Genomic DNA, 25935 nt, shown 5'->3' with positions numbered 1-25935 from the left:
GTCGACAATGGCCGCCAACCCGTAACGTACCGAGCGTGCGAATCCTCATCTCGGCCGACATGGAAGGCGCGACCGGAGTCACGTGGCCGGCCGACGTCGAGCCCGGCACCGAGCAGTGGCAGCGGTTCCGCCGGATGTTCAACGGCGACGTCAACGCCTGCGTGCGCGGGCTGGTCGACGGCGGCGCCGACGACGTGCTGGTGAACGAGGCCCACGACACCCAGCGCAACCTGCTGCTGGAGGAGCTCGACGAACGGGCCCGCATGCTGACCGGCAAGCACAAGCCGCTGTCGATGATGCAGGGCATCGAGTCCGGTGTGGACGGTGTCGTGTTCCTCGGCTACCACACCGGCGCCGGCGCCGAAGGCGTGCTCTCGCACACCTATCTCGGCAACTCCGTGACCGGGGTGTGGCTGGACGGCGTGCGGGCCAGCGAGGGCCGGCTCAACGCCGCCGTCGCCGCCGAGCACGGCGTGCCGGTCCTGCTGGTCACCGGCGACGACAAGACGTGTGAGGACGCCTCCGAGTACGCGCCCGAGGCCCGCACGGCCGCGGTGAAGGAGTGCGTCAGCCGCTACTCGGCTATCTGCCTGCCGCCCGCGCGCAGCGGGAAGCTGATCGAGGAGGCGGCGCGGTCGGCCATGGCCCGGGCCGGCCGGGTCGAGCCGGTGGCGTCGAGCCACCACATGGAGGTCGCCTTCGACGCCGCGCACCTGGCCGCGGCGGCCGCGGTCATCCCGACCGTGGAGCGGATCTCCCTGTTGCGGGTCGGCTACGACGCCCCGACCATGACCGAGGCCATGAAGGCGTTCAAGATCGTGACCAACATCGCCGGCGGCGCGGTCGAGAAGATCTACGGGTGAGGGTGCGTGGACGTCGTCGAGCGGTGCGCGGAGCTGATCAGGTTCGACACCACCAACCGGGGTGGCGGGGACAGCGAGGGTGAGCGCGAGGCGGCCGAGTTCGTCGCCGCCGAGCTGTCGGCGGCCGGCGTCGAGCCGACGCTGCTGGAGCGCAAACCCCGTCGCACCAACGTGATCGCCCGGGTGGCGGGCAGCGATGCGTCGTTGCCGCCGGTGCTGGTGCAGGCCCACCTGGACGTGGTGCCGGCGCAGGCGGCGGACTGGGACGTGCACCCGTTCTCCGGCGAGCTGCGCGACGGCTACCTGTGGGGCCGGGGCGCGGTCGACATGAAGGACATGGTGGCCGAGCTGCTGACCGTGGTCACGGACTGGCATGCCCAGGGCCGCCAGCCGCGACGGGACGTGGTGCTGGCCTTCGTGGCCGACGAGGAGGACGCCGGCGACTACGGGGCGCACTGGCTGGTGGCCGAGCATCCCGACCTGTTCCGGGACTGCGCGGCGGCGATCGGCGAGTCCGGCGGGCACACGCACCGGGTCGACGGCATCCACTTCTATCCGGTCGGCACGGCCGAGCGCGGCTCCTCGCACCTGCGGCTGACCGCCCGCGGCCGGGCCGGCCACGGCTCGCGGCGCAACGACGAGAACGCGGTGATCCGCCTGGTCGCCGCCGTGCAGCGGCTGGCCGAGCACCGCTGGCCGGTGCGGCTCATCCCGTCCGTGCAGGCCTACATCGAGCGGGTCGGCGAGGCGCTGGGCGTCGAGGTCGATCTGTCCGATGTGGACGGCACGGTGGCGCGGCTTGGCGGCGCGGCCTCGCTGGTGGAGTCGACGATCCGCAACAGCACCACGCCGACCGCGCTGACCGCCGGCTACAAGGTCAACGTCATCCCCAGCACGGCCGAGGCGCTCATCGACACCCGGGTGCTGCCCGGCGGCGAGGCCGAGCTGCTGGCAGGAGTGGACGAGCTGATCGGGCCGCACGTGAGCCGGGAGCTGATCAACCCGCAGCCGGGGGTGCAGGCGCCGGTGGACTCGCCGTGGTTCGACGCCATCGCCGACGCGCTGCGCTGGGCCGACCCGGCGGCCGTGGTGGTGCCGTACTGCCTGGGCGGCGGCACGGACGCCAAGGCCTTCGCCCGGCTGGGCATCCCCGGCTATGGCTTCTCCCCACTCTGGATTCCCGAGGGCTTCGACTACCGCGCGATGGCGCACGGCGTCAACGAGCGGGTCCCGGTCGAGGGCCTGCGGTTCGGGACCAAGGTCCTCGACCGGTTCCTGTCCCGCTGCTGACCGCCCCGCTTTAACGTCATGAAGGGCCCCATACTGACGTTGAACGTCAGTATGGGGCCCTTCATGACGTGTCAACGTCAGTTGACGGCGATGTCGATCACGGGGCGCTGGGCCGGGTCGAGCCAGGCCATCACCGCCTTGAGGTCCTCGGCCGGGATGGACACGCAGCCCGCGGTCGGCCGGCCGGCCGAGATGTGCAGGAAGAACGCGGAGCCGGCGCCGGGCACCGCCGGGTTGCGGTTGTAGTCGATGACCACCGCGTGGTCGTAGACCGGGCCGGCCTTGCCCAGGTCCTCGCCGGCGGCCTCGTTGAACGGGCACGTGCCGGGATCGCAGTGGTAGTAGGTGTTGTAGAGCGGGGAGTGCACGTCGGACACCCACCAGTCACTGTCGCCGACCTGGCGGTAGGGCAGCCGCGTGCCGTCGTTGGCCTGCCGGCCGAAGGCCTCGGTCAGCGTCCACACGCCGGCCGGCGTCTTGGACACGCTCTCGCTGGCCTGGCCGATGCCGTCCGAGCCGACGTTGGCGGTGAGCGGCCCGCGCACCGCCTTCCACTGGTCCCACAGCAGACCGGTGCGCTGCCACGCGGTGAACGTGGCGGTGGTCGCGGTCGGGCTGTCGGCCACCACGGTGATCAGCTGGCTGGCGTCGCCGTGGTAGGGCACGGGCAGCGGGGTGGCGTCCGCGGGGGTGGCGGTGGCGGTCAGCGCCATGGCGGTGGCCGCTGTCGCCATAACGACGCGGTTGGGCATCGGGGGTGCTCCAGGAAATCGTGTACGGGCCGGTCGGCGCGATCGTAGGGGAAGATCAACCCTTTTGCCGCACGTTCACGTTATTTCCGCACCACCAGGTAATTCCCGCGCCGGGTCGGGGCCGCCCCCCGCGGCCCCGACCCGCGGGCGCGGTCAGTGCACCAGTTCGGCGTCGATCTTGCGCAGCGGCGCGGCCAGCGCCGTCCGGCACGGCACGCCCAGCTTCGTGAACACGCGGGACAGGTGTCCCTCCACCGTCTTCACGCTGACCACCAGCTTCTCGGCGATCTGCCGGTTGGTCAGACCGCGCACGGCCAGCTCGGCGACCTCGTGCTCGCGCACGGTCAGGCTGTCCATGCTGCGCACCTGCGGCGCGCGACGGACCGACAGGCTCAGCTGGGCGTCCACCAGCTCGGCGGCCAGCGCCCGGGCCCCACAGCTCTCGGCCAGCCTGCGCGCCATGCTCAGCTCCCGCAGCGCCGCGTCCCGTTCCCCCATGCCGATCAGGGCCGCCCCCACGACGGCGTGCGACCGGGCGGCGTAGCCGGGCATGCCGGCGTCGGTGAAGCCCTCGGCCGCCCGACTGGCCCGCAGCTGAGCGACCTGGAGGTCGTTGCGGGCCAGCGCGACCTGGCCGTTGGCCAGGTGCATGACCGCGGTGTGCCCCCACATCGACGGCTGCGCGGTCTCGGCCGCGTGCTCGGCCCATAACGCGGCGCGGGCCGGCCGGCTGCGGGTGAGCTCCACGTTGACCATCGACTCGCAGATCCACGGCCGCAGCACCGGCGCCACCCGGCCCGGGTCGGTCTCCACGCCGGCCAGCGCGGCCAGCCGCTGGCAGCCGTCCACGTCGCCCAGGTGCAGCCGCGCCCCCAGCAGCTCCACCAGCAGTCGACGGGACCAGCCGGCGTCCAGCTGGTGCATGGCCCGGGCCGAGGCCTGGTCGGCCAGCTGCGAGTCGCCGCGCCAGGCGGCCGCCCAGGCCTGCACCGCCAGCGCGGCCGTCAGCTCTTCCCCATGCCCCAGCGGACCCGACCCGTGGCCCTGACTTTGCGAAACGGACTGAACGGCGGTCGCCACCGCGCGCGCCGCTAGTTCCGTGGCCCGGCTGAGCCGGCCCCGGAGCACCTGGTTCCGAGCAGCCCCCGTGCTGCGCTCGGCCGCACTCGTCTCGTCGTCCACCTTCTCGACCTCCCCATGGTGAACACCCAATGTAAACCAAGATGAATGAGGAGGTGCCTCAGATACATCACAGTCTGCGCTGTCGTGCTACCTCGTAGAGAACAATGGACGCCGCGTTGGCCGCGTTGAGCGAGCTGGCCGCCCCGCCGATGGGGATGCTCAGCACGTCGTCGCAGGCCGCGCGCCAGGCATTGCTCATGCCGGCGGTCTCGTTGCCCACCACCAGCAGCGTTGGTCCGGTCAGGTCGTGTCGGTCCACGACCGCTGTGCCGTGCTCATCGGTGCCCACGATGTGAACCGTTACGGGTTGGGCGCGGATCCATTCGAGTGCATTTGCCGCCGCGTCGGCCCGGACCACCGGCAGCGCGAACAGCGAGCCGGTGCTGGCCCGCACCGAGCGGGGGTCGTAGACGTCGGCGGCGTGCCCGGCCACGATCACGCCGTGCGCGCCGAAGGCGTCGGCCGAGCGGATCACCGAGCCGATGTTGCCGGGGCTGGTCGGCCGGTCGAAGACCACGCCAAGGAAGTCCTCGGGCACCGGGATCCGGTCCAGGTCGTCCGGCGGCAGCGCGGCCACCGCGATCAGCTCCGGGGCGCTGTCGGCGTCCTTCTCCCCCAGCTCGGCCAGCAGTTCGGGGGCCATCTCGACCCGGGTCGCCGGCACCGTGTCCAGCAGTTCGGCCGCCCACTTGGACAGCCGCCGACCGCCCGGGTACAGCAGCGCCGCCAGCGGCCAGCCGTGTTCGACGGCCAGCGTGATGGGCCGGACGCCGTGCACCAGGAACTCGCCGGTGCGCTGCCGCTTGGTCCGGTTGCCGAGCAACGCCTCCCACTGCTGGAACCGGGCGTTGCGGGTCGTCACCCGCAGATCAGTCACGCCGGCAACCCTGGCACAGGTCGCCACGGTCACCAATTTGCGCGGCCCGCATCTTTGCGTGGCACGCAGATTTCTGTAGCGTGGTCGCCATGGACATCGACGTGGACTACGACGTGGTGATCGCCGGGGCCGGGCCGAACGGCCTGATGCTGGCCGCCGAGTTACGGCTGGCCGGAGTGCGGCCGCTGGTGCTGGAGCGGCTCCCCGAACGGGCGACCGAACCCAAGGCCAACGGCCTGGCCGGGGTGGTGGCCCGGCTGATGGACGCCCGTGGCCTGTACGAGAAGCTCAGCGGCTGGCCCGCCCCGCCGGCCGCGACGCCGTTCTACATGTTCGGCGGCCTGCGCCTGGACCTGCGCGACGTGCCGGACAACCCCATGCACACCGTCCTGGTCCCGCAGACCCGGCTGGAGGCCGTCCTGGAGGAGCACGCCGTCGGACTCGGCGTGGAGATCAGACGTGGAGTCCCTGTAACAGGCTTCACCGACCATGGGTCCCACATCACCGTGACCGCCGACCAGGACTACACCGCCCACTTCCTCGTCGGCTGCGACGGTGGCCGCAGCGACGTCCGCAAGCTGGCCGGCATCGATTTCCCCGGCGTCACCGACGACGACGTCGTCAGCCGCTCCGTCAACGTCGTGCTGCCCACCGCCTCGGCCGGCGGCCTGCCCGTGCCGGGACATGGCGACATCCCGCCGTTTTTCTTCCACCGCACCACAACTGGGGCGTTCATCTGGGCCCGGTTCGACGACGCCTGCTCGGTCACGACCATGGAATGGGCGGACGCCCCCGGCGACGACGTCCCCCTGACCCTCGACGAGCTGGCCGCCAGCGTGCGGCGGGTGCTCGGCGCCGACGTGCCGATGGAGCTGCCCGTGCTGGACCGGCCGCTGCTCATGCGGCGCAGCCGGGGCCGCAACACCCGCATCGCCGACCGGTTCCGTCTCGGCCGCGTCCTGCTGGCCGGCGACGCCGCCCACATCCACTCCGGCATCGGCGGGCCCGGCCTCAACGCGGGGCTCCAGGACGCCGCCAACCTGGGCTGGAAGCTCGCCGCCACCATCCGGGGCTGGGCCCCCGACGGGCTGCTCGACACGTACCACTCCGAGCGCCACCCCGTCGCCGAACGCGTCGCCATGCAGACCCAGGCCCAGTCAGCGCTGCTCTCGCCCGGCTCCAAGGTCACCGCCCTGCGCACCCTGTTCGCCGAGCTCATCGAGCCCGTCGCCGCCCGTCGGCACATCGTCGACACCATGTCCGGGCACGACACCCGCTACTTCGCCGGCGACCATCCCCTCGTCGGCGCCCTCGTGCCCGAGCTGTCCGTCACCACCACAGCCGGGGTGGTCCGCCTGGCCGAACTCCGCCGCACCGGCCGCCCTCTGCTGCTCGACCTCGCCGGCGTCGCCCCCGTCGCCGCCGGCTGGCGCGACCGTGTCGACGTCGTCACCGGATCTTCGGCCGACCATCCCGCCCTGCTCATCCGCCCCGACGGCTTCGTCGCCTGGGCCGGCGCCTCCCCCGACGGCCTGGCCGAGGCGTTGGAACGCTGGTTCGGCTCCCCTACGGCTTGAGGTCCGTCGCCGCGCGCAGCGAACCGTCCATATAGAACGGTGTCGAGCTGTGCTCGTGGGCGATCAGCCAGCGTCCGTCGACCTTGCGCAGCCCGTACGTCGCCCGGAACCACATCTCGAACGCGAACCCCGCCCCCTTCGGCGACGCCGACATCCGGTTCAGCGAGTGCGCCCACCCGAACTCGCCGTGCACGTGGATCGACAGCTCCGTCACCTCGAAGTCCACCGGCCCCTCGAACGTGTCGAACCACGCCTGCTGCCGCCCCACGTCCCGGGCGTCGTCGCCGCTACGCCCCAGCGGCGGCGCCAGATCGAACTTCACCACGTCCTCGCTGTACCGCCCGATCAACCCCGCCGCATCCCGCTCCCGCATCGCCCTCTCGGCCGCCGTGATGACGCCCCGGATCTCGTCCGTCTCCCGAAAGCTCATGACTGCTCTCCCTCTCGTCGGTCACCCCCGTGTCGACACCGCCCGCCGCGATTCGACATCCCGCCGTCGAGAGCTCAGTCCGAGGGCCTCGCCCGCTCCACCGGGTACCCGATCTCGTACAGCTCGGCGGACATGCTGGTGGCGTTGACCTCGCAGACCCGGCCGGCCGGCGACGTGCTGGTACGCAGAATGCGCTGCACCGGCACGCCGGCCGGGAGCCGCAGCAGTTCCACCTCGCGCGTGGTCGCCGCCCGCGCCGAAATGCGCTCATACCAGGACAGCGGCCCGTGGCCGGCATCCTCGATCCGGTCGGTCTGGTTCCGCAGTCCAACGGCGTTCCGGTTTCCGGACGGGCTCAGTGCCACCGAACGCCGTCATGCGCACACGGAGGCCAAGCTCGGGCTCGGCGGAGTGCTGACTTCGCTGCCGGTGCTCTGGATCAACCACCCCGGTCGGCTGGCGGACGCCGGATACAAGCCGGCGCAGCTCGCCGTGGCAGCGCGGTGCGGCCTGGCTGTCGCGCCGACGCTCGTCACCAACGAGGAGCACGCGGTCCGGCGATTTGCCGCAGGAGCCGAGGTTCTCACCAAGATGTTCGGCGCGGCCAGCATCTCCGAAGAGGGTCGACGGAAGGTCGCCTTCAGCCGCATCATCACCGACACCGAGCTGGCCGATCTTCGCGGCGTGGACGTGACGGCACATCAGTTCCAGCACTGGGTGCCGAAGAAGTACGACGCTCGGCTGATCGTGATCGGTGATCGGCTGTTCGCCTTCTCCATCGAGGCCGGCAGCGTCGAGTCGTACGTCGACTTCCGCCGCGACTACGAGGCGCTGACCTACGACCGGATCGATGTGCCCGTCGAGGTGCGGCAGGGCGTACGCCACTTCATGCGGCACTTCGGGTTGGTCTACGGAGCGTTCGACTTCGTGGTCACGTTCGACGGCCGATGGACCTTCCTCGAGTGCAATCCTGGTGGTCAGTACGGGTGGCTCGAGTCCGCGACCGGCGCGCCGGTGACCGCTACGCTGGCCGCACTTCTCGCCGAGGGGGTCGGTTCGTGACTCAGGGCTGGCCGGCACGGGCGGCGGCGCTCGTTGAGGAACTGCGGGCCAAGGGCGCGCTGCGGACCGAGGACTGGGCCGAGCCGCTGAGCACCGTGCCCAGGCATCACCTCGTGCCCTGTTTCTATGAGCAGGATCGGAATGGCCGGTGGGAGAGGGTCGACAGCAGCCACGGGGACCGGTGGTGGAACGCCGTGTATTCGAACACGGCGCTGGTCACCGCGCTTGGCGACGCTGCGATGGAGCCGATCTCGTCGAGTAGCCAGCCGAGTCTGATGGTCCGGATGCTGGAGGCGTTGGACGTGCGCCCCGGCGATCGTGTGCTGGAGATCGGCACCGGGACCGGGTACAACGCGGCGTTGTTGGCGGCTCGTCTCGGGGACGCGAACGTGTACTCGATCGATGTGAACGCAGACTTGGTCGCGCTGGCGCGAGAAAGGCTGGCATCGATAGGCCGGGAGCCGACGTTGCGGGTGGTCGACGGCGAGGAGGGGCTGCCCGAGTTCGCGCCGTACGACAGGGTCATCGCCACCTGTTCGGTACCCGAGGTGCCGTGGGCGTGGGCCGATCAGCTCGTGCCCGGAGGATTGGCTCTGGTCGACGTCAAGCGCGGCAGCCAGAGCGGAAACCTGGTGCTCCTGAGGCGGATGGCCGAAAAACTGGAAGGTCGCTTTCTGCCTGAGTGGGCGGCATTCATGCCCATGCGGCACGAAGGGAGACCGACTCCCCTGCCGGCGGGATCCGTCGACACGACAGCTGCGGAGTCGGTGACCGAGCTCGGCGCGCAGCCGTGGACGAAGAAAGTCCCGTGGTTCCTCGCCCAACTCGCGAGCGCCCAGCCGATGACTTTCGGGTACGTCCTCGATGCCACCGGCGGCGCGCCGAGCCATGCGCGGCTCACGGCGCCGGACGGTTCCTGGTGCACCGTCGCTCTGGATGCCGTGGAGGGTGCGCATGTTGTGCGGCAGGCCGGGCCATTGCGGCTCTGGGATGCGGTGGAGGCGGGGTACTCGCAGTGGGCCGCGTTCGATCGACCGGCGTGGGACAGACTCGGACTCACGGTTCGGCGTGACCGGCAGTGGGTGTGGGTCGACGATCCGGCCAACCCGATCGTGAGGGGGGATGTCGAAGGCGAGCGGGCGGCTTCGACAGTCCGGCGGTGAGAGGATTCCGGCGAGGAGGTTTCGGACGTGAGGTACCTGATCCTGATCCACAGCAACCCGCGGTCCCGGGCGTTGTGGGAGACGTTGACGGACGAGCAGCGGATGGAGTTCGGGCGCGGGCACATGGCGCTGGGCGAGGAGCTGGCGGCGTCGGGTGAGCTGGTGGTGTCGAACGGGCTGACGGGGCCGGAGCTGGCCAAGCGGGTGTGGGTGCGGGACGGGGAGACGGTGACCAGCGACGGCCCGTTCGCGGAGGTGAAGGAGTACCTGGCGGGGTTCTATCTGGTGGACTGCGAGACCGAGGAGCGGGCGCTGGAGTGGGCGGCGAGGACGCCGGACGCGCAGTTGGGCGGGGCGGTGGAGGTGCGGCCGATCCTCGACATGAGCACGCTGGACCTGTGAGAGTCACGACCGAGGTGGAGGACCTGCTGCGCACGCTGGCGCCGAAGGTCCTCGGCGTGCTGGTGCGCCGCAACGGCGGCTTCGACACGTGCGAGGACGCGGTGCAGGAGGCGTTGCTGGCGGCGGCGCAGCAGTGGCCGGAGGAAGGGGTGCCGGGCAACCCGACGGGCTGGCTGATCACGGTGGCGCAGCGCCGGCTGACGGAGGTGTGGCGCAGCGAGGCGGCCCGCCGCCGGCGGGAGGAGGCGGTGTTCGCGTCCGAAGTGGACGACGCCGAGGTGTCCACAGTGGACGACACGCTGACGCTGCTGACCCTGTGCTGCCACCCGTCGCTGACCCGGGTGTCGCAGGTGGCGTTGACGCTGCGCGCGGTGGGCGGCCTGACCACGGGAGAGATCGCCCGCGCGCTGCTGGTGCCGGAATCGACGGTGGGGCAGCGGATCAGCCGGGCCAAGGCGAAGATCAAGGCGGCCGGGGCGCACTTCGCGCCGCCGCCGGATGACGAGCGGGACGAGCGGATCGCGGCCGTGCTCAGCGTGCTGTACCTGATCTTCAACGAGGGCCACACGACCAGCTCCGGCGCCGCCATCAACCGGGTGGAGCTGACCGCCGAGGCGATCCGGCTGACCCGGCAGCTGCACCGGCGCATGCCTGAGGACGGCGAGGTGGCGGGCCTGCTGGCGCTGATGCTGCTCACCGACGCCCGCCGCCCGGCCAGGACCCGCCCCGACGGCACGCTGGTGCCGCTGGCCGAGCAGGACCGCACCCGCTGGGACCGGGCGGCGATCGCCGAGGGCACGGACCTGATCACCCACGCCCTGGCCACCGCCGCCATCGGCCCATACCAGCTCCAGGCGGCGATCGCCGCCGTGCACGACGAGGCGACCGGCCCCGACGACACCGACTGGAAGCAGATCCTCGGCCTGTACGAGCTGCTCACCGCCGCCGCGCCCGGGCCGATGGTCACCCTGAACCGCATCGTCGCCGTGGCCATGGTCCGCGGCCCGGCCACCGCCCTGGCCGAGCTCGACCGGGCCGAGCCGACCTTGGGCGGCCACTACCGGGTCGACGCCGTCCGCGCCCACCTGCTCGAACTGTCCGGCAATCCCGAGGCCGCCCGCACGCACTACGAGCAGGCGGCCCGCCGCACCCTGAGCCTGCCGGAACAGCGCTACCTCACCGCGAAGGCAGCACCTCCACCTCCGCGCCAGCGACCCGCTCGCGGTCGTTGACCAGTTCCAGGCTCACGACCCGGTCGTCGGAGACGGTGAAGACGAACAGGCCCATGACCTCGCCGCGGTACATCCACACCGCGCCGACCTTGCCGTCGATGAGGGCCGGCAGCGCGCCGCGGGCCTTGCCGGAGAAGGCGGTCGCCACGGTGCGGGCGCCGGTCATGCGAGCGGACAGCAGCGGAGCGCCCTTGTCCTGGTTGGCGATGGAGCTGGCGACGGTGGTCTCGTCGGCCCGCAGCTCGACCTCCGGGTCCAGCAGCTCCAGCAGGGCGTCGAAGTTCCCGTCACGGGAGGCGGCGAGGAAGGCGTCGACGACCCGGCGCTGCCGGTTGAGGTCGGCCTCGGGGTGGTCCGCGCCCTGCACCCGCCGCCGCGCCCGGCTGGCCAGCTGCCGGGTGGCGGCGACCGACCGCCCGACGATGGGCGCGATCTCGTCGAACGGCACCGCGAACAGGTCGTGCAGCACGAAGGCCAGCCGCTCGGCCGGGGCCAGCGTCTCCAGCACCACCAGCAGCGCCGGCCCGACCGAGTCGGCCAGCAGCGCCTCCTGCTCGGGCCCGGCGACGGTGGCCTCGACCGGCGCCTCCTCGATGGGGTCCTCGCGCCGGGACTTGCGGGACCGCAGCATGTCCAGGCACACCCGAGCGGTCACGGTGGTCAGCCAGCCGCCGAGGTTCTCCACCTCGCTGGTGTCGGCCCGGCTCAGCCGCAGCCACGACTCCTGCACCGCGTCCTCGGCGTCGTTGGCCGAGCCGAGCATCCGGTAGGCCACCCCGCGCAGGTGGTCCCGATGCGTCTCGAACTGTCCGGCCAGCCATTCTTCGTTCACGGGTCACATCCTCCGTCCGCGGTCCGTCATAGCAGTGACGGGCGGCGGACGCCCGATGTGACCGGAGGAGAAAACCATGGCGATCTTGCAGACGGTGCTGTTCCCCGTGCAGGACGTGGAGAAGGCGAAGCCGGTGTACACGGCGCTGCTGGGGGTGGCCCCGAGCGTCGAGTCGCCGTACTACGTGGGCTACGACGCCGAGGGCCAGCACGTCGGCCTGGTGCCCAACGGCAGCACCAACGGCCCGGCCTGCTACCGGCACGTGGAGGACCTGAGCGCGGGCCTGGCGGCGCTGGTGGAGGCGGGGGCGAGCATCGCGCAGGAGCCCAAGGAAGTCGGCAACGGCCGGACGGTGGCCAGCGTGCTGGACGTGGACGGCAACGAGATCGGCCTGATCCAGGACCGCGGCTGACGGCGGTGCGGCCCCTTGAACGGGAGGGGCCCCACGCGGGTCACGGGGTCGGCAGCGGCGAGCCGGGGATGCTCTGGTCCGCCGGCACGACGCCGTTGACCAGATAGTTGTCGACGATGGCGTCCAAGGCGGGGTTCTGGTCCAGGCAGTACTGGCCGTGGTTGCCGGCGCCGGTGACGGTGATCAGCCGCGAGTTCTGGAATCGGGCGTGGGCGGCGCGGGCGCCCTCGATCGGGGTGACGGGGTCACGCTCGCCCTGCACCATCAGCACCGGCGGCACACCCTTGCCGTTCACGGTCGGCAACGGCTTCGGGTGGCTGGGCCAAAACGCGCACGGCTGCTCCAGCTGGGCCGCGCCCCACAACGGCAGGCCCGCGTCGATGTAGCGCTGGGACAAGCGGATCAGCGATGCGCGGTCCCCGCCGACGTAGCGGGTGTCGTTGCAGCGGACGGCGTATTCGGTGGCCACCTGGGGCCCGGCGTTGGAGTCGACCGGCGGGATGACGGCCTTGATCGCCGCCCGGGCGGCGGCCCTGGCCTGCTCTGAGGCGGCGGGGTCGGTCGCGGTGCGGGCGTTGCCGACGGTGGCGGCCAGCGCCTTCCACTCGCCGGTGGCCTCGGTCGCGGCGAGGATGGCCAGGTCCAGGTCGAACGGGCCGTAGGTCACGCCGCCGCCCAGGTCGAGCGGGGTGCGGCCGAGCGCCGCCCGGATGCTCTGGTAGGTGGCGTACACGGCGTCGGCGGTGGCGCCGAGATGATAGTCGGCGTCGTACTTGGCCAGCCACGGCACGAGGTCCTCGCGCCAGCGGCGTTCGATGCCGATCGGCTGCAAGCCGAAGGAGTCCTGCCAAGTGCCGGTGAACTCGGTGTTGGAGTCCAGCACGAACCGGCCGGTGTGCTGCGGGAACGTCTGGGCGTAGTGCGCGCCCATCCAGGTGCCGGCCGAGTAGCCGACCCAGTTGATCGTCGGCCGGCCCAGCAGCGTGCGCAGCAGGTCGATGTCGCGGACCGTCTGGTAGGTGTCGATGTAGGGCAGCAGCGCGCCGGCGTGCTGCTGGCAGGCGCGGGCGAAGCCGGCGATGCCGTCCAGGATCTTGTTGAGGTTGCCGGGATCCCGGTTCTGCGGGTCCAGCTTCGCGAACGAGCTGCCGTCCTCGCCGCAGTCCACGGTGGTGCTCTTGCCGGTGCCGCGAGCGTCCATGCCGATGACGTCCTGATGCTCGCGCAGCGCCGCCTGCCCGGTGAGGGCGACCGGGAAGAACCGCCCGGCCCCGCCCGGCCCGCCGGGGTTGGTGATCAGCGACGCGGTGGCCGTGCCGGTGGCGGCCAGGCGGCTGACCGCGATGGTCAGGTCCGGGCCCTGGCCCGGGTGATCCCAGTCGCGGGGCGTGGTGAAGGTGGCGCACTGCAACCCGGCGAGCAACTTCGTCGGATCCGCGCCCGCCGGCAGGTTCACCTCGTCGGCGGCGCACTGGCGCCAGTTCAGTTGCTGCGTCGCGTAGCGGGTCGCAACGCCGGCCTGTGCCGGCGCCGCCGTGGCCACCAAGCCGCACAGCACGGCTGCGACCACGGCGGCGATCCCCAGTTGGCTTCTCATGAGGAACAGTCGAAACTATGCCGCAGCGGCATGGTCAAGCCCGAACGACCAGGCCGTTCTCGGTGACGTCGATCGCACACGCGGTCAGGTCGGCGATGACCCGGTCCGCGGTCAGCTCGGCGGCGTCGTGCGAGGTGGCGACGCCCAGCGTGCGGGCCCCGGCGGCGCGGCCGGCGGCCAACCCGGCGGGCGCGTCCTCGACCACCAGGCATTCACGGATGTCGACGCCAAGCGCGGCGGCCGCCTTGAGGTAGCCCTCCGGGTCGGGTTTGCCCCGCGTCACGTCGTCGGCGGCGACCAACACCTTCGGCACCGGCAAACCGGCCGCGGTCAGCCGGGCCCGCATCAGCCGCTGCGAACCGGAAGTGACTGCCGCCCAACGGTTCAAGGGCAGCGCCGGCAACAACTCCGTGGTCGCCGGCAGCGCCGTGACGTCGTCGAGGTCGGTCAGCTCCATGTGCGCCAGCTCGGCGACCGCCTCCTCCCGTTCGGCCTCGGGCAGCAGGTCGGCGATGGTGTCCTCGCTGCGCCGGCCGTGGCACACCCGCAGGATCGCCTCGGCGTCCATGCCGCGCTTGGCCGCCCACGTCCGCCAGGTCCGCTCCACCACCGGCGTCGAGTCGACCAGCGTGCCGTCGATGTCGAACAGGACCGCCGCCACGTCGAAGAACATCAGGCCACCCAGGGGCCGACGCCGCCGATGCGCTGGACCTTGTACCGCACGGTGAAGCCGGGCCTGCGCTCGTCCGGGAACGTGACGTCCGGGCCCAGGTAGACCTTGGTGAGGCGGTCCAGCAGGTCCCAGGTGTCGTCGGACGTCTCCACCTCGGCCCGGGCGTGCAGCACGGCGTGCTCCTGGAGGAACTGGCCCGGCGCCCGGGGCGCGTCGAAGGCCAGCACCACGCGCGGGTCCCGCTCCATGTTGCGGATCTTGGCGTAGTGCCCGAGGTGCCCGCTGACCAGGTCGTCGCCGTCCAGTCCGATCCAGATCGCCGAGACCTGCGGGCTGCCGTCCCGGTTGATGGTGCTCAGGTGGGCCAGCGGCCCACTGGAGATCAGTTCGCGCAGCTGCCCCGGCAGCTTGATCGTTTCCGCCACGTCGCCACGGTAGCAACGCGGGTGCCCTAGGGTGGGGGAAACGGTGGCCGACCTTCGGCGGATTGCCGGCGGCGTGGGGCGCTGACAAGGTCTGAAGGACTCTTTCGGATCTGGGGGATCGTGGTCGACTCGACGGCGCCCGGCGTGGTGCCGGGCTTGTTGCGGCACGCGGCGTTCCTGCGGCTGTGGCTGTCCGGGCTGTTTGCCGAGACCGCGGAGTGGATGCTCCAGGTCGCGCTGCCGGTCTACGTCTACCAGGCCACCGGGTCGGCCGGCTCGACGGCGCTGGTGATGGTGACCGGCATCGTGCCGATGCTGCTGGTCAGCCCGGCGGCCGGGATGATCGCCGACCGGTTCGACCGGCGGCGGGTGCTGATGGTGGTGTGCCTGGCCCAGGCCGCGGTGTCGGCGCCGCTGCTGTTCGGCGGCCAGCAGGCCGTGATCTACCTGGTGATGGCCGCCCAGTCGGCGCTGGCCTCGCTGTTCGAGCCGACCCGCAACGCCCTGGTGCCGGCGCTGGTCGGGGCCGACCGGCTGGCCTCGGCCAACGGGCTGATGGGCTTCAACAGCAGCGTCGCCCGGCTCGCCGGCAGCTCGCTGGGCGGGCTGGTGCTCGGCGTGTGGGGCCTGGGCTGGGTGATCGCCGGCTACCTGGCGGCGCTGGTGATCGCCGCGCTGCTGTTGGTGCCGCGGTTCGGCGTGCACGTGGAGGCCGTGCGGGCCGACGTGGGCGGCTGGCTGGACGGGGTGCGCGCGTTCCGGGACCCGGCGCTGCGGGCCACCGGGGTGTCGCTGGCGCTGATCGCGTTGGGGCAGGGCATGTTCCTGGTCCTGTTCGTGGTGTTCGTGACCGGTCCGTTGCACGGTGGCGACGCGGATGTCGGCCTGCTGCGCGGAATCCAGGCCGTCGGCGGCGTCGGGGCCGGGTTGCTGATCGCCGCCGTGGCCAACCGGGTCAGCGCGGTGCGGATGATGGGGCTGGGCATCCTGACGCTGGGCCTGTGCTCGGCGCTGGTCTGGAACCTGCCCCACCTGACCGTGACTTTTTGGCTCTACGTGGTGCTTTTCGCCGCTGTCGGCGCGCCGGCGGTGGTGGCCCAGTCGGCGGCGCTGACCGCCGTGCAGCTGCGGGCGCCCGACGAGCAGGTCGGCCGGGTGCTGGCCGCCGTGTACGCCGGCTTTGCCGGGTTGCAGACCGTCGGCACGCTGTTGGCGGGGTTCCTGGTCGGCGTCGTTGGCCTGGACGTTCTGCTGGACGTGCAGGCCGGAATGCTGGTGGCGGCCGGGATCGCGGCGCTGCTCAGGCGGAAGTAGCCAGCCAGCCCCGGTGCAGGGCCGGGGCGAGCTCGTGGGCGGCGGAGTTGCGGACGTTGTCCTCGTCGTGCAGGTAGCCCTCGGTGGTGGCCAGCGCCGAGTGGCCCAGGTCGCGCTGCACCTGCCTCGGCGGCACGCCCCGTTCCACGGCGTGGGTGGCGTAGGAGTGGCGGGCCGAGTGCGGGTGGATCGTGTCGCGGAGCGGGGCCAGGTGGGTGGCGACGAACTCCCCGTCGGGGGTCGCCAGCAGATCCCGCAGCCAGGGGGCTTTGGGCGGCTCCGTGAAGGTCCGGCAGAGCCTGGTCAGCACGGCTTGCAGGTGCGAGGTGTGGACGCGTTTTCCCGTGCTGGTGATGAAGATCGGGCGAGTGGCGGTGCCGACCTGGCCCGGCAGCGCCGGCACCGCCGGCTCGACGCGGACCGCCAGGTAGTCCTCCAGGGCATCGGCCACCGGCGGGGCCAGCGCCACCTCGCGGTCCTTGCCGCCCTTGCCGTGCACACGCAGGACGCCGATGTCGTTCGGGCCGGCCCGTCGGTAGTCGGCGAGGTTGACGCCGACCAGCTCGTCGGCCCGAACCCCGGTGCCCACCAGGATTTCCACCATCGCCCGGTCGCGCCTGCCGTCGCGGCTGCGCTCGGCCAGCAGGTAGGCCGCCATCAGCAGCGCCCGGCAGGCCTGGAACGACCACCGCTTGGTCGTCGACGGCGTGCCGGCCGGCTTGTTCAGGTGCTGGGCCCGTCGGTCCACAAGGGACACCGGGTTCCGCGTCGCCAGCCCCTCCCGCAGCAGGTACTTGGTGTAGAACGCCGACACCGCCGACAGCATCCGCCCCCGGGTGGCGTCGCTGTAGCCGGCGTCGGCGAGCTCGGCCAGCCAGCGCTCCACGTGCTCCACCCGGACGTCGGCGAACCGGATTTCGTTGCTGGCGCACCAGTTCAGCCACTCCAGGCCGGTGGGCTCGGCTCGCCGGCGACCGCGGCGGCGGGTCGGGTCCGGCGGCGTGTAGCCGGGCACCCACTCCAGCGGGACGCCCAGATCGGTGGCGTAGGCGAGGCGCGTGTTGACCGAGGCGTAGACGCGGAGAAACTCCTGGAGCCGCTCGCGGGCCGTCTTGTCCTCGCCGAGCACCGCCAACGTCACGTCGACTCCCCTATCTTGATCACGGGCAGTCTGCCACAGTGCCTGCGACAACGGGGGGAACCATGCGAGACGTGATCATCGTCGGCGGCGGGCCGACGGGACTGATGCTGGCCGCCGAGCTGCGGCTGCACGGCGTGGACGTGGTGGTGCTGGAACGGGATCCGGAGCCGACGAAGGTGGTTCGGGCGCTGGGCCTGCACGCGCGGACGATCGAGGTGCTGGACCAGCGCGGGCTGTTGGAGCGCTTCCTGGCCGTCGGCCGCAAGCACCCGGCCCGGGGAGCGTTCGCCGGCATCGAGAAGCCGGCGCCGGAGCACCTGGACACCGCGCACGGCTACCTCCTGGGCATCGTCCAGCCCACCACGGACCGGCTGCTGGCCGAGCACGCGGTCGAGGTCGGGACGGAGATCCGGCGCGGGTGCGAGGTGGTGGGCCTGAGCCAGGACGACGACGGCGTGACGGTCGATCTCGCCGACGGAGACCAGCTGCGCTCCCGCTACGTCGTCGGCTGCGACGGCGGCCGCAGCACGGTGCGGAAGCTGCTGGGCATCGGCTTTCCGGGCGAGCCCAGCAGCGCGGACACCCTGCTGGGCGAGATGGAGGTGACGGCGTCGCCGGAGACGCTGCTCGCCGTGACGACCGAGATCCGCAAGAAGCAGAAGCGGTTCGGGATCGGCCCGATCGGCGACGGCCTGTACCGGGCGGTGGTGCCGGCCGAGGGGGTGGCCGAGGACCGCGCCACGCCGCCGACCTTCGAGGAGTTCCGGCGGCAGCTGGTCGCGACCGCCGGCACCGACTTCGGCGCGCACTCGCCGCGCTGGCTGTCCCGGTTCGGCGACGCCATCCGGCAGGCCGAGCGCTACCGGGACGGCCGGGTGCTGCTGGCCGGCGACGCCGCGCACGTGCATCCGCCGATGGGCGGGCAGGGCCTCAACCTGGGCGTGCAGGACGCGTTCAACCTCGGCTGGAAGCTGGCCGCCGCGGTCGAGGGCTGGGCGCCGGCCGGGCTGCTGGACACCTACGAGACCGAGCGGCATCCGGTCGCCGCCGACGTGCTGATCAACACCCGGGCGCAGATGGAGCTGGTGTCGACCGAGCCGGGGCCGCAGGCGGTGCGGCGGCTGCTGGCGGAGCTGATGGACTTCGAGGAGGTGCGCCGGCACCTGGCCGCGAAGATCATGGCCATCGACATCCGCTACGACTTCGGCGACCCCCATCCCCTGGTCGGCCGCCGGCTGCGGGACATCGCCCTGACCAGGGGCCGGCTGTTCGGGCTCATGCACGCCGGCCGCGGGCTGCTGCTCGACCAGACCGGGCGGCTGTCGGTCCAGGGCTGGGCCGACCGGGTCGACCACGTCGTCGACACCGGCGCGGAACTGGACGTGCCGGCCGCCTTGCTGCGGCCGGACGGACACGTGGTGTGGGTCGGCGACGACCAGCAATCCCTGCTCAATCGATTCCGTGATTGGTTCGGCGTTTCCCGTCGATGATTTCGCCGGCCGGTCGGCGCAACGGAGCCGTCGGTTTCTGCCCTAAAGGGACAGGTACGCCCCACGGTGGCGCGGTAACCGATCACCTCGGACACCGATGGACATTGCGTCCGGCCGGCCCGGCCGCTAGTGTCGGGGGCACTGGCGGGGAGAGCGGGACAATGGGGGCGGTGCCGGGTGCCTGCGGGAATCTTTGTCGTTGTCGAGGCGCAGCTGTCCACGAGCGGTATTCGACCATTGGCGGTCGCACGCCGACTCGGGCACGAAACGGTGTTCGTCACCAATGATCCGGACCGCTATCGCGGCATCGAAACGTATGCCGAGACGCTTTCCGAGCACGTGTCGGAAGTGATTACCGGCGACACGAATTCGGTGGACGGAATCCTGGCCGCGGTCGACCGCCTCGGCCCGCTGGCCGCGCTCTACACCCACTGCGACTACAACCTGCCGCTGGTCGCCGAGGCCGCCGCGAAGCTGGGACTGCCCGGCCTGTCGCCCCGCGCGGCGGCCACGGCCCGGGACAAGCTGGCGACCCGGCAGGTCTGCGCCGAGGCCGGCGTGCCCGCGCCCGGGTTCGCCCACGCGGCCACCGAGCGGGAGGCGGTCGAGGCCGCGCGCCGGGTCGGTTTCCCCTGTGTGGTCAAGCCGATGACCGAGTCGGCCAGCACCGGGGTCGCCCTGGCGTTCACCGAGGACCGGGTGCGGGAGCTGTTCCACGGCATCGCGGACGTGCCGCACGACGCCCGTGGCCAGCGGCGTCGCCCGGGCGTGCTGATCGAGGAGTACCTCGTCGGCTACGAGGTGAGCGTGGAGTCGGTGACGTTCGAGGGCCGCACCCAGGTTCTCGGGGTCACCGACAAGAACCTGGGCGGCGCGCCGTACTTCGCCGAGACCGGCGACAGCTTCCCGTCCGGTCTGCCGTCCGAGGTGACCGAGCCGCTCGCGCGGACCGCCGTGGACGCGTTGGCGGCCATCGGTTTCGACTTCGGGGCCGCGCACACCGAGATCAAGATGACCGCCGACGGGCCGAGGCTGGTGGAGGTCAACGCCCGCATCGGCGGGGCCGAGATCGCCGTGCTGGTCGAGGAGGCGCTCGGTTTCCCCTACCTGGAACAGGTGCTGCGCATGCACCTCGGCCAGCGTCCGCATCTCGACGCCACCCGGCGCCGGGCCGCGGCCTCCCGCTACCTGGCGGCCCGCCGCCCTGGCGTTGTGACCGCCGTGCACGGCCTCGACCTGGCGGCCCGGATCCCGGGAGTCACCGAGGTCGAGGTCAAGGTCGGCCCGGGCGACGAGATCGCGTTGCCGACCAGCAACCACGAGCTGCTCGGGCACGTCGTCGCCGTCGGCGGCACACCGGCCGAGGCCGGCCGCCGCGCCGACGCCGCGCTGGGCCAGATCGACCTCGAGGTCGGCTGACCTCTTCCCACCACCAGCCCGTGGCCGCTCGCCGGCCGGGGGCGGATCAACCCTGCACGCAACCCGACAGAGCTGGAGGCCCCCACCATGCCCGCGCCCTGGGACGGCAAGTACAAGGTGATCGACATTCCGCCGCCGGCGCCGGAAGTGCTGGCCGAGTTCGAGACGCTGCCGTGGGACGAGTTCACCGGCGCCAAGCAGCGCTACCGCCGGTTCTCCCAGTTCCGCATGACCTTCGACGCCGACCACGACAGGTGGGCGCTGGAGCTGCTCCCCTACCGCCCGTTCCTGCAACCCAAGATGGTCAACGGCTTCGTCGGCGGCGTGCAGCGGCCGTTCCCGCCGCTGCGCATCGACCCGTCGCCGCAGCTGGACGCGGGCGCGACGGCGCTGGGGCTGGACCGGGGCAAGGCGTGGCAGCTCAACGTGCACCAGTGCCGGGTGATCAGCACCCCGGAGATCCAGGGCATCTCGGTGCCCGAGGGCCCGCACCGGGACGGCCACGAGTACGGCATGCTGGCGGTCTTCGGCCGGCACAACATCACCGGCGGCACCAACCAGCTGATGCCCAGCGGCGGCGGCGAGCCGTTCTTCGAGGTGACGCTGCAACCCAATCAGGCGCTGGTCTACGACGACAGCGCGATGTGGCACAACGCCACCGACATCGCCGCGCTCGACGACACCGGCGGGCACCGGGACCTGTGGATCATCGCCATCAACTCGTGGGAGAACCGCAAGTACGGCGAGGAGTTCGAACGGGCCGCGATGGCCGGCGACGGCGCGTCCACCGTGCCGGCCGGAATGGGCTGACCGGCATGGACCTCGTCGAGGCGGGCGCCCGCTGGGGCACCCCGTTGTACGTGCTGGACACCGATCGGCTGCGGGCGAACCTGGATGGGCTGGCCCGCGCCGTGGCCCCCGACCGCCTGCTCTACTCGCTGAAGACGAACTACCTGCCGGCGGTCACCGAGATCGTCCGGGAGCGCGGCTACGGCGTGGACGTGGTGTCCGGCTACGAGCTGCGGGCCGCGTTGCGCGCCGGGTTCAGGCCCGAGGACATCGTGTTCAACGGGCCGGTGAAGACCGAGGACGAGCTGCGGGCCGCCACCGACGCCGGCGTGTTCGTCAACATCGACGGCGAGCAGGAGATCGACTTCCTGGGAGGTCTCGGCCGGCCGGTCGAGGTGGGTCTGCGGGTCTTCCCGCCGCAGGATGTCTACGCCGGCGCGCCGCCGCTGCCCAAGCGGGCCACGCCGTCCAAGTTCGGCTGGCCGCTGGCCGACGCCGATCGTCTCGTGCGGGCGATTCGGCAGCGCCCTTCGTTGCGGTTACGGGGAATCCACTGCCATCTCGGGTCGCAGATCACCAGCGTGCCGGCGTTGCTGGCCGCGCTGGAGGAGGTGATCGCCTGGGTTGCCGGGGTGGGCGGGATCGACCTGCTCAACCTGGGCGGCGGGTTCGGCGTGCCGGGCATCCAACGGATCAAAGGCGCGGTGGCCGGGCTGAGCGAGGTCCGCGCGGCCACCGGCGGCCTGCCGCCGCAGCCGGTGTTCGACCCGGCCGAGCTGGTCGCCGGCGCGCGAAAGGCGTTGGCGGACAACGGATTGTCCGGGGTCCAGGTGTGTTGGGAACCTGGCCGCCGGGTCGTGTCCGACACGGTGACACTGCTGACCACGGTGGCCACGGTCAAGCGCACCGGCGAGGGCACGTGGGTGCTGCTCGACGGCGGCCTGAACCTGCTGCCGACCGCCGGCGTGGCCGAGCGCCACCGGTACGAGGCGCTGCGCCAGGATGCCCCGCAGCAGTCGTTCTTCCTCGGCGGCCCACTGTGCTACGAGGGCGACGTGTTTTCGCTGGATGCCTTGCTGCCAGAGGACATCCGGCCGGGCGACCTGGTCGCCGTGCACGACGCCGGCGCATACAGCGTCACCCGGGCGACGAGCTTCAACCGGCCCCGGGCGGCGGTCGCGGCGATCTCCGCCGACGGCGGCCAACTGTGCTGGCGGGCCGAGCGTGACGAGGACATCTTCCGATTCGAGGACGTGAGATGAGCCGCCCACAGTTCCACGCGGTCGCCCTGTGGGCGGTGCCGCGTTCGGTGTCGACCGCGTTCGAGAAGACCTTCGCCTGCCGCGCGGACGCCGCCGTCGCCCACGAGCCATTCACCGACTGCTACTACTTCAGCCGGGACCGCCGCTCGTCACGCTACGGCCGCCAGCCCGACAAGGAGGCCTTCACCGCCGCCGACGCGGCCCGGCTGATGGTCGCGGGCGACCGGCCGGTGCGGTTCACCAAGGACCTGGCGTTCCAGGCCGAGCCGTACCTGACCGACGAGATGCTGGCCGCCGTCACCAACACGTTCATCGTGCGCCACCCGAGGACCGTGCTGCGCTCGCTGACCCCGCTCAAGCCCGACTTCACCGAGGACGAGTTCGGCTTCACCGCGCTGCACCGGCTGTTCACCCGGGTCCGGGACGCGCAGCCGGTGGTGGTCGACGGGGACGAGTTCCGCGTCCGGCCGGGCGAGGTGCTGCGCGACTACTGCGGCCGGATCGGGCTGGAGTTCGACGAGGCGATGCTGCACTGGCGGGACGGACGCATCCGGGCGTGGCGGCCGGACGAGGAGTTGTCGCAGAGCAAATGGCACCACACCTTGGAAAGTAGCCACACGATCCTGCCGCCCACGCCCGAGGGCGAGGTCGAGATCCCGGCCGAGCGGGCCGGGATGTACGAGCGGGCGGTGGAGATCTACCGGGAGATCTCGCGGTTCGCGTACCGGTCGGTGACGACGTAGAGCACCGCCGACAGCACGCCGACCCCGGCGAACGCGCCCCACAGCGCCGGGTTGCCGAAGCCCGCCCGCAGCGGCAGGCCGATGCCGGGGGCGAGCGCGCTGCCGAGCCAGATCGACGACGTCAGCACACCCACGTAGGCGCCGCGGCGGTCTGGCGGCGCGACCCGGAGCACCACGACCTCGCTGGCCGGGCCCCAGATCATGTCGCCGGACACGAACACGACGATCAACAGCACCACCAGGGCCACCAGCACGGCCAGCGGCGCCGAACCGACGGCCAGCAGGACCAGGAACGACGCGCCCATCAGCACCGCGCCGGCCACCAGCGGGCGGCCCGGGGGCAGGGTCGACAGCAGTCTGGTGATCCGCAGCTGGAGGAACACCACCAGGATCGGCCCCAGCGAGTACAGCAGGCCCCAGGTCGACGGGGACATCCCGTAGTCCTCGGTGAGCGCGATCGGCAGCACCGTCTCGTAGCCGTAGACCACGGTCCATGCCGCGGTGCTGGCCAGCATCAGGCCGTACAGCCGCCAGTCGCCGAACAGGCCCCGCCTTTTCGCGGGTTGTGCGGCCGGCGGGGTCGGACGCTCGGCCACGACGCGCCGGCCGAGCAGGAAGGAGAGCAGGTACAGTGCCACGACTTCGGCGTGCAGCGCCTCCCAGCCGACGGCGACCAGGCCCGCCCCCAGCAGCGGGCCGAGGATCGAGCCGAGGTTGACCACCAGCCGATACCCGGAGAACACGGCGTCGCGTTCCTCGTCGGGCACCGACGAGGCGAGCGCGATCCGCTGCGCGACGCCGCGCACCGGCTGCAGGAACGTCATGATCACCAGCACCGCGCACGCCACGCCGACGCCGATGCCCGGGATCAGCAGAACCGCGATGGCCGCCACCTGGAGTCCGCCGCCGACCAGCAGCACCGGCCTCGGCCCGAGCCGGTCGGTGAGCCGGCCGCCGAGGTATCCGCCGCCGACACCGGCGATGCCCGCCACCAGGTACGCCGTCGATGCCACGGCGGCGCTCGCGCCCAGCGTGCCCACCAGCCACGGGCCGAAAAACGTGGCGAACACCGACAACGCCGCGAAGTTGACCCCGATCGAGGCCAGCGGCGCGCGGGTGGCCGGCGGAATAGAGGCCCCGAGCGCCTTGCGGAGAATTACATCGGACATCGACATGACACCGAGTAAATCAACGGCCGGACCGTCCGGTCAAGGAAACGGGGGCGAGGCGAACATGCACGTCCGGCAGGTGGGCGCGCTGGCCGATCTGGACCGGGAGCAGTGGGACTCCACCCTGGCCCAGCACGCCTTCTACGGCTCGACCGGGTGGTTGGACGTGGCCGAGCGCACCGCCGACATTCCCCCGTTCTATCTGCTGACGGAATCGGCGACGCTGCCGTGCTATCCGCTGTCCGTCGATTCCCCGTTCCCGTTCTGCCGGATCGAATTCCTGGTCCGCAATTTCCTTCCGGACGCCGGCGATCTCGGAGCCCGCCTGATGCCCGCGCTCGTTCTCGGCGGCCGGAACCCGGGGCACACGGGCTTCGGGCTGGCCCGCGCCGCCGATCCGCTCGCAGCGGCCCGGGCGCTGGCCTCGGCCGCCGAGGCGGCGGCCCTCGACCGGGGGCTGCGCAGCGTCGGCATGCTCTACGTCGACGACGACAACGAGGTGGCCCGGCAGGTGCTGGCCGAGCGGGGCTACGCCAGCTTCCCGCACGCCCGGGCCTCGGTGCTGGACGTGCCGGCCGGTTCGCTGGAGGACTATGTGCGGTCGCTCGGCGAGTACGCGGTCAAGGCGGTCCGGCCGGAGATGCGCAAGATCGAGCGGGCCGGCGTTTCCTTCACGCACCGGCCGTTCGGCCCGGACATCGCCGACCGCGTCGACGAACTGGAGGCCGAGCTCAACCACAAGTACGGCAGTCCCTTCGACGACAAGGCTGTGCGTCGGCTGCGCGACACCCTCGTGGCCGCCCTCGGTGATCAGGTCATGGTGTCCCTCGCGCACCGAGACGGGCGCGCGGTCGGCTCGGTGATCGTGTTCCGGTGGCGGGACGAGCTGTACGTGCGCACCACCGGCTTCGACTACGCGGCGATCGAGGGCGTGCCCGTCTACTTCGGACTGCTGTTCTACGACCTGGTCTCGCGCGCCCAGCGCGACGGGGTTCGAACCATCCACTACTCGACCGGGACCGAGGACGCCAAGCGGCGGCGCGGCTGCCGGCAGGTGCTGCAACACGCCTACGTGAAGGCCTTCGACCCCGGCCTGCACGCCGAGTTCGCTGCCGCCGCGGCCGCGCGTCCATGACCGGCGACATCACCCGTCACGCCAGCCGGGCCGCTCGCCGCTGCGGCGCGACGGTGTGGTTCACCGGGCTGTCCGGGGCCGGGAAGTCAACCATCGCCGTCGAGGTCGAGCGGCGGCTGGTGGCCGGCGGCCGCCCGGCGTACCTGCTCGACGGCGACAACCTGCGGCACGGGCTCAACTCCGACCTCGGGTTCGGGGAGCAGGACCGCCTCGAGAACGTCCGCCGCGCCGGTGAGGTGGCCCTGCTGTTCGCCGACGCCGGCCTGGTCGCCGTGGCCGCCCTGATCAGCCCGTACGCCAAGGGCCGGGACGAGGTCCGGGCCTCGCACCTGGCCGCCGGCGTGCCGTTCTTCGAGGTCTTCGTCGACACCCCCATCACCGTCTGCGAGTCCCGGGACCCCAAGGGCCTCTACGCCAAGGCCCGCGCCGGCCACCTCCGCGGCTTCACCGGCATCGACGCCCCCTACGAGCCGCCCCTCGCGCCCGAGCTCGTCCTCCGCCCCTCCGACGGCCGTCCCCCCGCCTTGGCCGACCTGGTCATCTCCCTGCTCCACTAGCCCTTTCCGTTTCGTCACCGTGACGATCGCGGGCCTGGTGATCCCCTTCTGGGTGGCCGCAGCCACCCCTCGCTTGTTCATATCAATAATCTCACTTATCCATATGACTCTGACTGGATCGAGTGGGACCGCAGTTTGAGTTATGTA

Annotated in this window: 26 protein-coding genes and 1 pseudogene; 16 read left to right on the top strand and 11 right to left on the bottom strand. The window is 71.9% G+C overall.

Annotated elements, in window-relative coordinates; all coding sequences use genetic code 11:
• Nucleotides 1–35: 35 nt before the first annotated feature.
• Nucleotides 36–863 carry a M55 family metallopeptidase gene (locus tag ACIG5F_RS00620; RefSeq protein WP_396515150.1) on the top strand — a complete coding sequence of 276 codons (828 nt, stop codon included), beginning with the start codon at nt 36–38 and terminating at the stop codon, nt 861–863.
• Between the two features lie 6 nt (nt 864–869).
• Complete coding sequence (locus tag ACIG5F_RS00615) at nt 870–2153, top strand: M20/M25/M40 family metallo-hydrolase (RefSeq protein WP_396515148.1); 1284 nt, start codon at nt 870–872, stop codon at nt 2151–2153.
• 77 nt (nt 2154–2230) lie between these two features.
• Here the strand turns inward: ACIG5F_RS00615 and ACIG5F_RS00610 are convergent, their stop codons facing one another.
• The 3 genes from ACIG5F_RS00610 to ACIG5F_RS00600 all read right to left on the bottom strand — a co-directional run bounded on the left by ACIG5F_RS00610 (nt 2231) and on the right by ACIG5F_RS00600 (nt 4964).
• Nucleotides 2231–2887, bottom strand: coding sequence for a L,D-transpeptidase (locus tag ACIG5F_RS00610; protein ID WP_396515146.1), 657 nt, complete (start codon nt 2885–2887; stop codon nt 2231–2233).
• 171 nt (nt 2888–3058) lie between these two features.
• Nucleotides 3059–4087: a LuxR C-terminal-related transcriptional regulator gene (locus ACIG5F_RS00605; RefSeq protein WP_396515144.1), complete on the bottom strand. Its 1029-nt coding sequence runs from the start codon at nt 4085–4087 to the stop codon at nt 3059–3061.
• Nucleotides 4088–4154: 67 nt separating this feature from the next.
• Entirely contained in the window at nt 4155–4964 is an 810-nt protein-coding gene (locus tag ACIG5F_RS00600) for a TrmH family RNA methyltransferase (protein WP_396515142.1), read from the bottom strand.
• A gap of 89 nt (nt 4965–5053) precedes the next feature.
• On the opposite strand from ACIG5F_RS00600, the gene ACIG5F_RS00595 reads away from it, so the two are divergent.
• Nucleotides 5054–6541 (top strand): FAD-dependent monooxygenase, encoded by a 1488-nt coding sequence (locus ACIG5F_RS00595; protein WP_396515140.1) that lies wholly within the window; start codon nt 5054–5056, stop codon nt 6539–6541.
• On the opposite strand, the gene ACIG5F_RS00590 is transcribed toward ACIG5F_RS00595, so the two are convergent.
• Together ACIG5F_RS00590 and ACIG5F_RS00585 are read right to left on the bottom strand one after the other, a co-directional pair.
• A complete protein-coding gene (locus ACIG5F_RS00590; protein ID WP_396515138.1) occupies nt 6531–6971 on the bottom strand; it encodes a YybH family protein in 441 nt (146 codons plus the stop codon). The two genes, ACIG5F_RS00595 and ACIG5F_RS00590, sit on opposite strands and share 11 nt — an antisense overlap.
• Before the next feature lie 74 nt (nt 6972–7045).
• Nucleotides 7046–7336: a UTRA domain-containing protein gene (locus tag ACIG5F_RS00585; protein ID WP_396515136.1), complete on the bottom strand. Its 291-nt coding sequence runs from the start codon at nt 7334–7336 to the stop codon at nt 7046–7048.
• A gap of 46 nt (nt 7337–7382) precedes the next feature.
• On the opposite strand from ACIG5F_RS00585, the gene ACIG5F_RS00580 reads away from it, so the two are divergent.
• Genes ACIG5F_RS00580 through ACIG5F_RS00565 form a run of 4 tightly spaced genes read left to right on the top strand, consistent with a single transcriptional unit; the run spans nt 7383 to nt 10830 of the window.
• On the top strand, nt 7383–8033 hold the full coding sequence (locus ACIG5F_RS00580) for a hypothetical protein (protein WP_396515134.1): 651 nt from the start codon (nt 7383–7385) through the stop codon (nt 8031–8033).
• Nucleotides 8030–9196, top strand: a complete 1167-nt coding sequence (locus tag ACIG5F_RS00575; RefSeq protein ID WP_396515132.1) for a methyltransferase domain-containing protein — start codon at nt 8030–8032, stop codon at nt 9194–9196. Before ACIG5F_RS00580 ends, ACIG5F_RS00575 begins: the two co-directional genes overlap by 4 nt.
• 27 nt (nt 9197–9223) lie before the next feature.
• On the top strand, nt 9224–9598 hold the full coding sequence (locus ACIG5F_RS00570) for a YciI family protein (protein ID WP_396515130.1): 375 nt from the start codon (nt 9224–9226) through the stop codon (nt 9596–9598).
• A complete protein-coding gene (locus tag ACIG5F_RS00565; protein ID WP_396515128.1) occupies nt 9595–10830 on the top strand; it encodes an RNA polymerase sigma factor in 1236 nt (411 codons plus the stop codon). Before ACIG5F_RS00570 ends, ACIG5F_RS00565 begins: the two co-directional genes overlap by 4 nt.
• Here the strand turns inward: ACIG5F_RS00565 and ACIG5F_RS00560 are convergent.
• Nucleotides 10775–11662 (bottom strand): sigma-70 family RNA polymerase sigma factor, encoded by an 888-nt coding sequence (locus ACIG5F_RS00560; RefSeq protein ID WP_396515127.1) that lies wholly within the window; start codon nt 11660–11662, stop codon nt 10775–10777. The two genes, ACIG5F_RS00565 and ACIG5F_RS00560, sit on opposite strands and share 56 nt — an antisense overlap.
• A gap of 76 nt (nt 11663–11738) precedes the next feature.
• Between ACIG5F_RS00560 and ACIG5F_RS00555 the strand changes: the two genes are divergently transcribed.
• On the top strand, nt 11739–12074 hold the full coding sequence (locus ACIG5F_RS00555) for a VOC family protein (protein ID WP_396515126.1): 336 nt from the start codon (nt 11739–11741) through the stop codon (nt 12072–12074).
• 40 nt (nt 12075–12114) lie between these two features.
• Here ACIG5F_RS00555 and ACIG5F_RS00550 read toward each other — a convergent pair whose 3' ends face one another.
• From ACIG5F_RS00550 to ACIG5F_RS00540, 3 genes are read right to left on the bottom strand one after another with little or no spacing between them, the layout of a single operon-like run.
• Nucleotides 12115–13671, bottom strand: coding sequence for an alpha/beta hydrolase (locus ACIG5F_RS00550; RefSeq protein WP_396515125.1), 1557 nt, complete (start codon nt 13669–13671; stop codon nt 12115–12117).
• A 34-nt stretch (nt 13672–13705) separates the two neighbouring features.
• Nucleotides 13706–14344 (bottom strand): HAD-IA family hydrolase, encoded by a 639-nt coding sequence (locus ACIG5F_RS00545; protein WP_396515123.1) that lies wholly within the window; start codon nt 14342–14344, stop codon nt 13706–13708.
• Nucleotides 14344–14769, bottom strand: a complete 426-nt coding sequence (locus ACIG5F_RS00540) for a PPOX class F420-dependent oxidoreductase (RefSeq protein WP_396515121.1) — start codon at nt 14767–14769, stop codon at nt 14344–14346. Before ACIG5F_RS00540 ends, ACIG5F_RS00545 begins: the two co-directional genes overlap by 1 nt.
• Nucleotides 14770–14889: 120 nt before the next feature.
• Between ACIG5F_RS00540 and ACIG5F_RS00535 the strand changes: the two genes are divergently transcribed.
• Nucleotides 14890–16083 (top strand): MFS transporter, encoded by a 1194-nt coding sequence (locus ACIG5F_RS00535; RefSeq protein WP_396515120.1) that lies wholly within the window; start codon nt 14890–14892, stop codon nt 16081–16083.
• On the opposite strand, the gene ACIG5F_RS00530 is transcribed toward ACIG5F_RS00535, so the two are convergent.
• Entirely contained in the window at nt 16070–17224 is a 1155-nt protein-coding gene (locus ACIG5F_RS00530; protein ID WP_396515118.1) for a tyrosine-type recombinase/integrase, read from the bottom strand. The two genes, ACIG5F_RS00535 and ACIG5F_RS00530, sit on opposite strands and share 14 nt — an antisense overlap.
• 62 nt (nt 17225–17286) lie before the next feature.
• Between ACIG5F_RS00530 and rox the strand changes: the two genes are divergently transcribed.
• The 5 genes from rox (at nt 17287) to ACIG5F_RS00505 (ending at nt 22927) form a co-directional block, all read left to right on the top strand.
• Nucleotides 17287–18714 (top strand): rifampin monooxygenase, encoded by a 1428-nt coding sequence (gene rox / locus ACIG5F_RS00525; protein WP_396515116.1) that lies wholly within the window; start codon nt 17287–17289, stop codon nt 18712–18714.
• Nucleotides 18715–18843: 129 nt separating this feature from the next.
• Nucleotides 18844–20133 carry an ATP-grasp domain-containing protein gene (locus tag ACIG5F_RS00520; RefSeq protein WP_396515114.1) on the top strand — a complete coding sequence of 430 codons (1290 nt, stop codon included), beginning with the start codon at nt 18844–18846 and terminating at the stop codon, nt 20131–20133.
• Nucleotides 20134–20220: 87 nt separating this feature from the next.
• Entirely contained in the window at nt 20221–20943 is a 723-nt protein-coding gene (locus tag ACIG5F_RS00515) for a 2OG-Fe dioxygenase family protein (protein WP_396515112.1), read from the top strand.
• A gap of 5 nt (nt 20944–20948) precedes the next feature.
• Nucleotides 20949–22184, top strand: a complete 1236-nt coding sequence (locus ACIG5F_RS00510; RefSeq protein WP_396515110.1) for a diaminopimelate decarboxylase family protein — start codon at nt 20949–20951, stop codon at nt 22182–22184.
• Complete coding sequence (locus ACIG5F_RS00505; RefSeq protein ID WP_396515108.1) at nt 22181–22927, top strand: hypothetical protein; 747 nt, start codon at nt 22181–22183, stop codon at nt 22925–22927. Before ACIG5F_RS00510 ends, ACIG5F_RS00505 begins: the two co-directional genes overlap by 4 nt.
• On the opposite strand, the gene ACIG5F_RS00500 is transcribed toward ACIG5F_RS00505, so the two are convergent.
• On the bottom strand, nt 22882–24096 hold the full coding sequence (locus tag ACIG5F_RS00500; protein ID WP_396515106.1) for an MFS transporter: 1215 nt from the start codon (nt 24094–24096) through the stop codon (nt 22882–22884). The genes ACIG5F_RS00505 and ACIG5F_RS00500 overlap by 46 nt on opposite strands.
• Nucleotides 24097–24160: 64 nt before the next feature.
• Here ACIG5F_RS00500 and ACIG5F_RS00495 point away from each other — a divergent pair, with 64 nt between their 5' ends.
• Nucleotides 24161–25231: a GNAT family N-acetyltransferase gene (locus tag ACIG5F_RS00495; RefSeq protein ID WP_396515104.1), complete on the top strand. Its 1071-nt coding sequence runs from the start codon at nt 24161–24163 to the stop codon at nt 25229–25231.
• A gap of 26 nt (nt 25232–25257) precedes the next feature.
• A pseudogene (gene cysC / locus ACIG5F_RS00490) lies at nt 25258–25788 on the top strand (adenylyl-sulfate kinase); the annotation flags it as partial.
• Nucleotides 25789–25935 lie beyond the last annotated feature (147 nt).

It is taken from the genome of Kutzneria sp. NPDC052558 (assembly GCF_044547355.1).
Taxonomy (GTDB): Bacteria; Actinomycetota; Actinomycetes; order Mycobacteriales; family Pseudonocardiaceae; genus Kutzneria.
The sequence above is the reverse complement of the archived record's forward strand: the minus strand, read 5'-3'. Positions and strand labels throughout refer to the sequence as shown.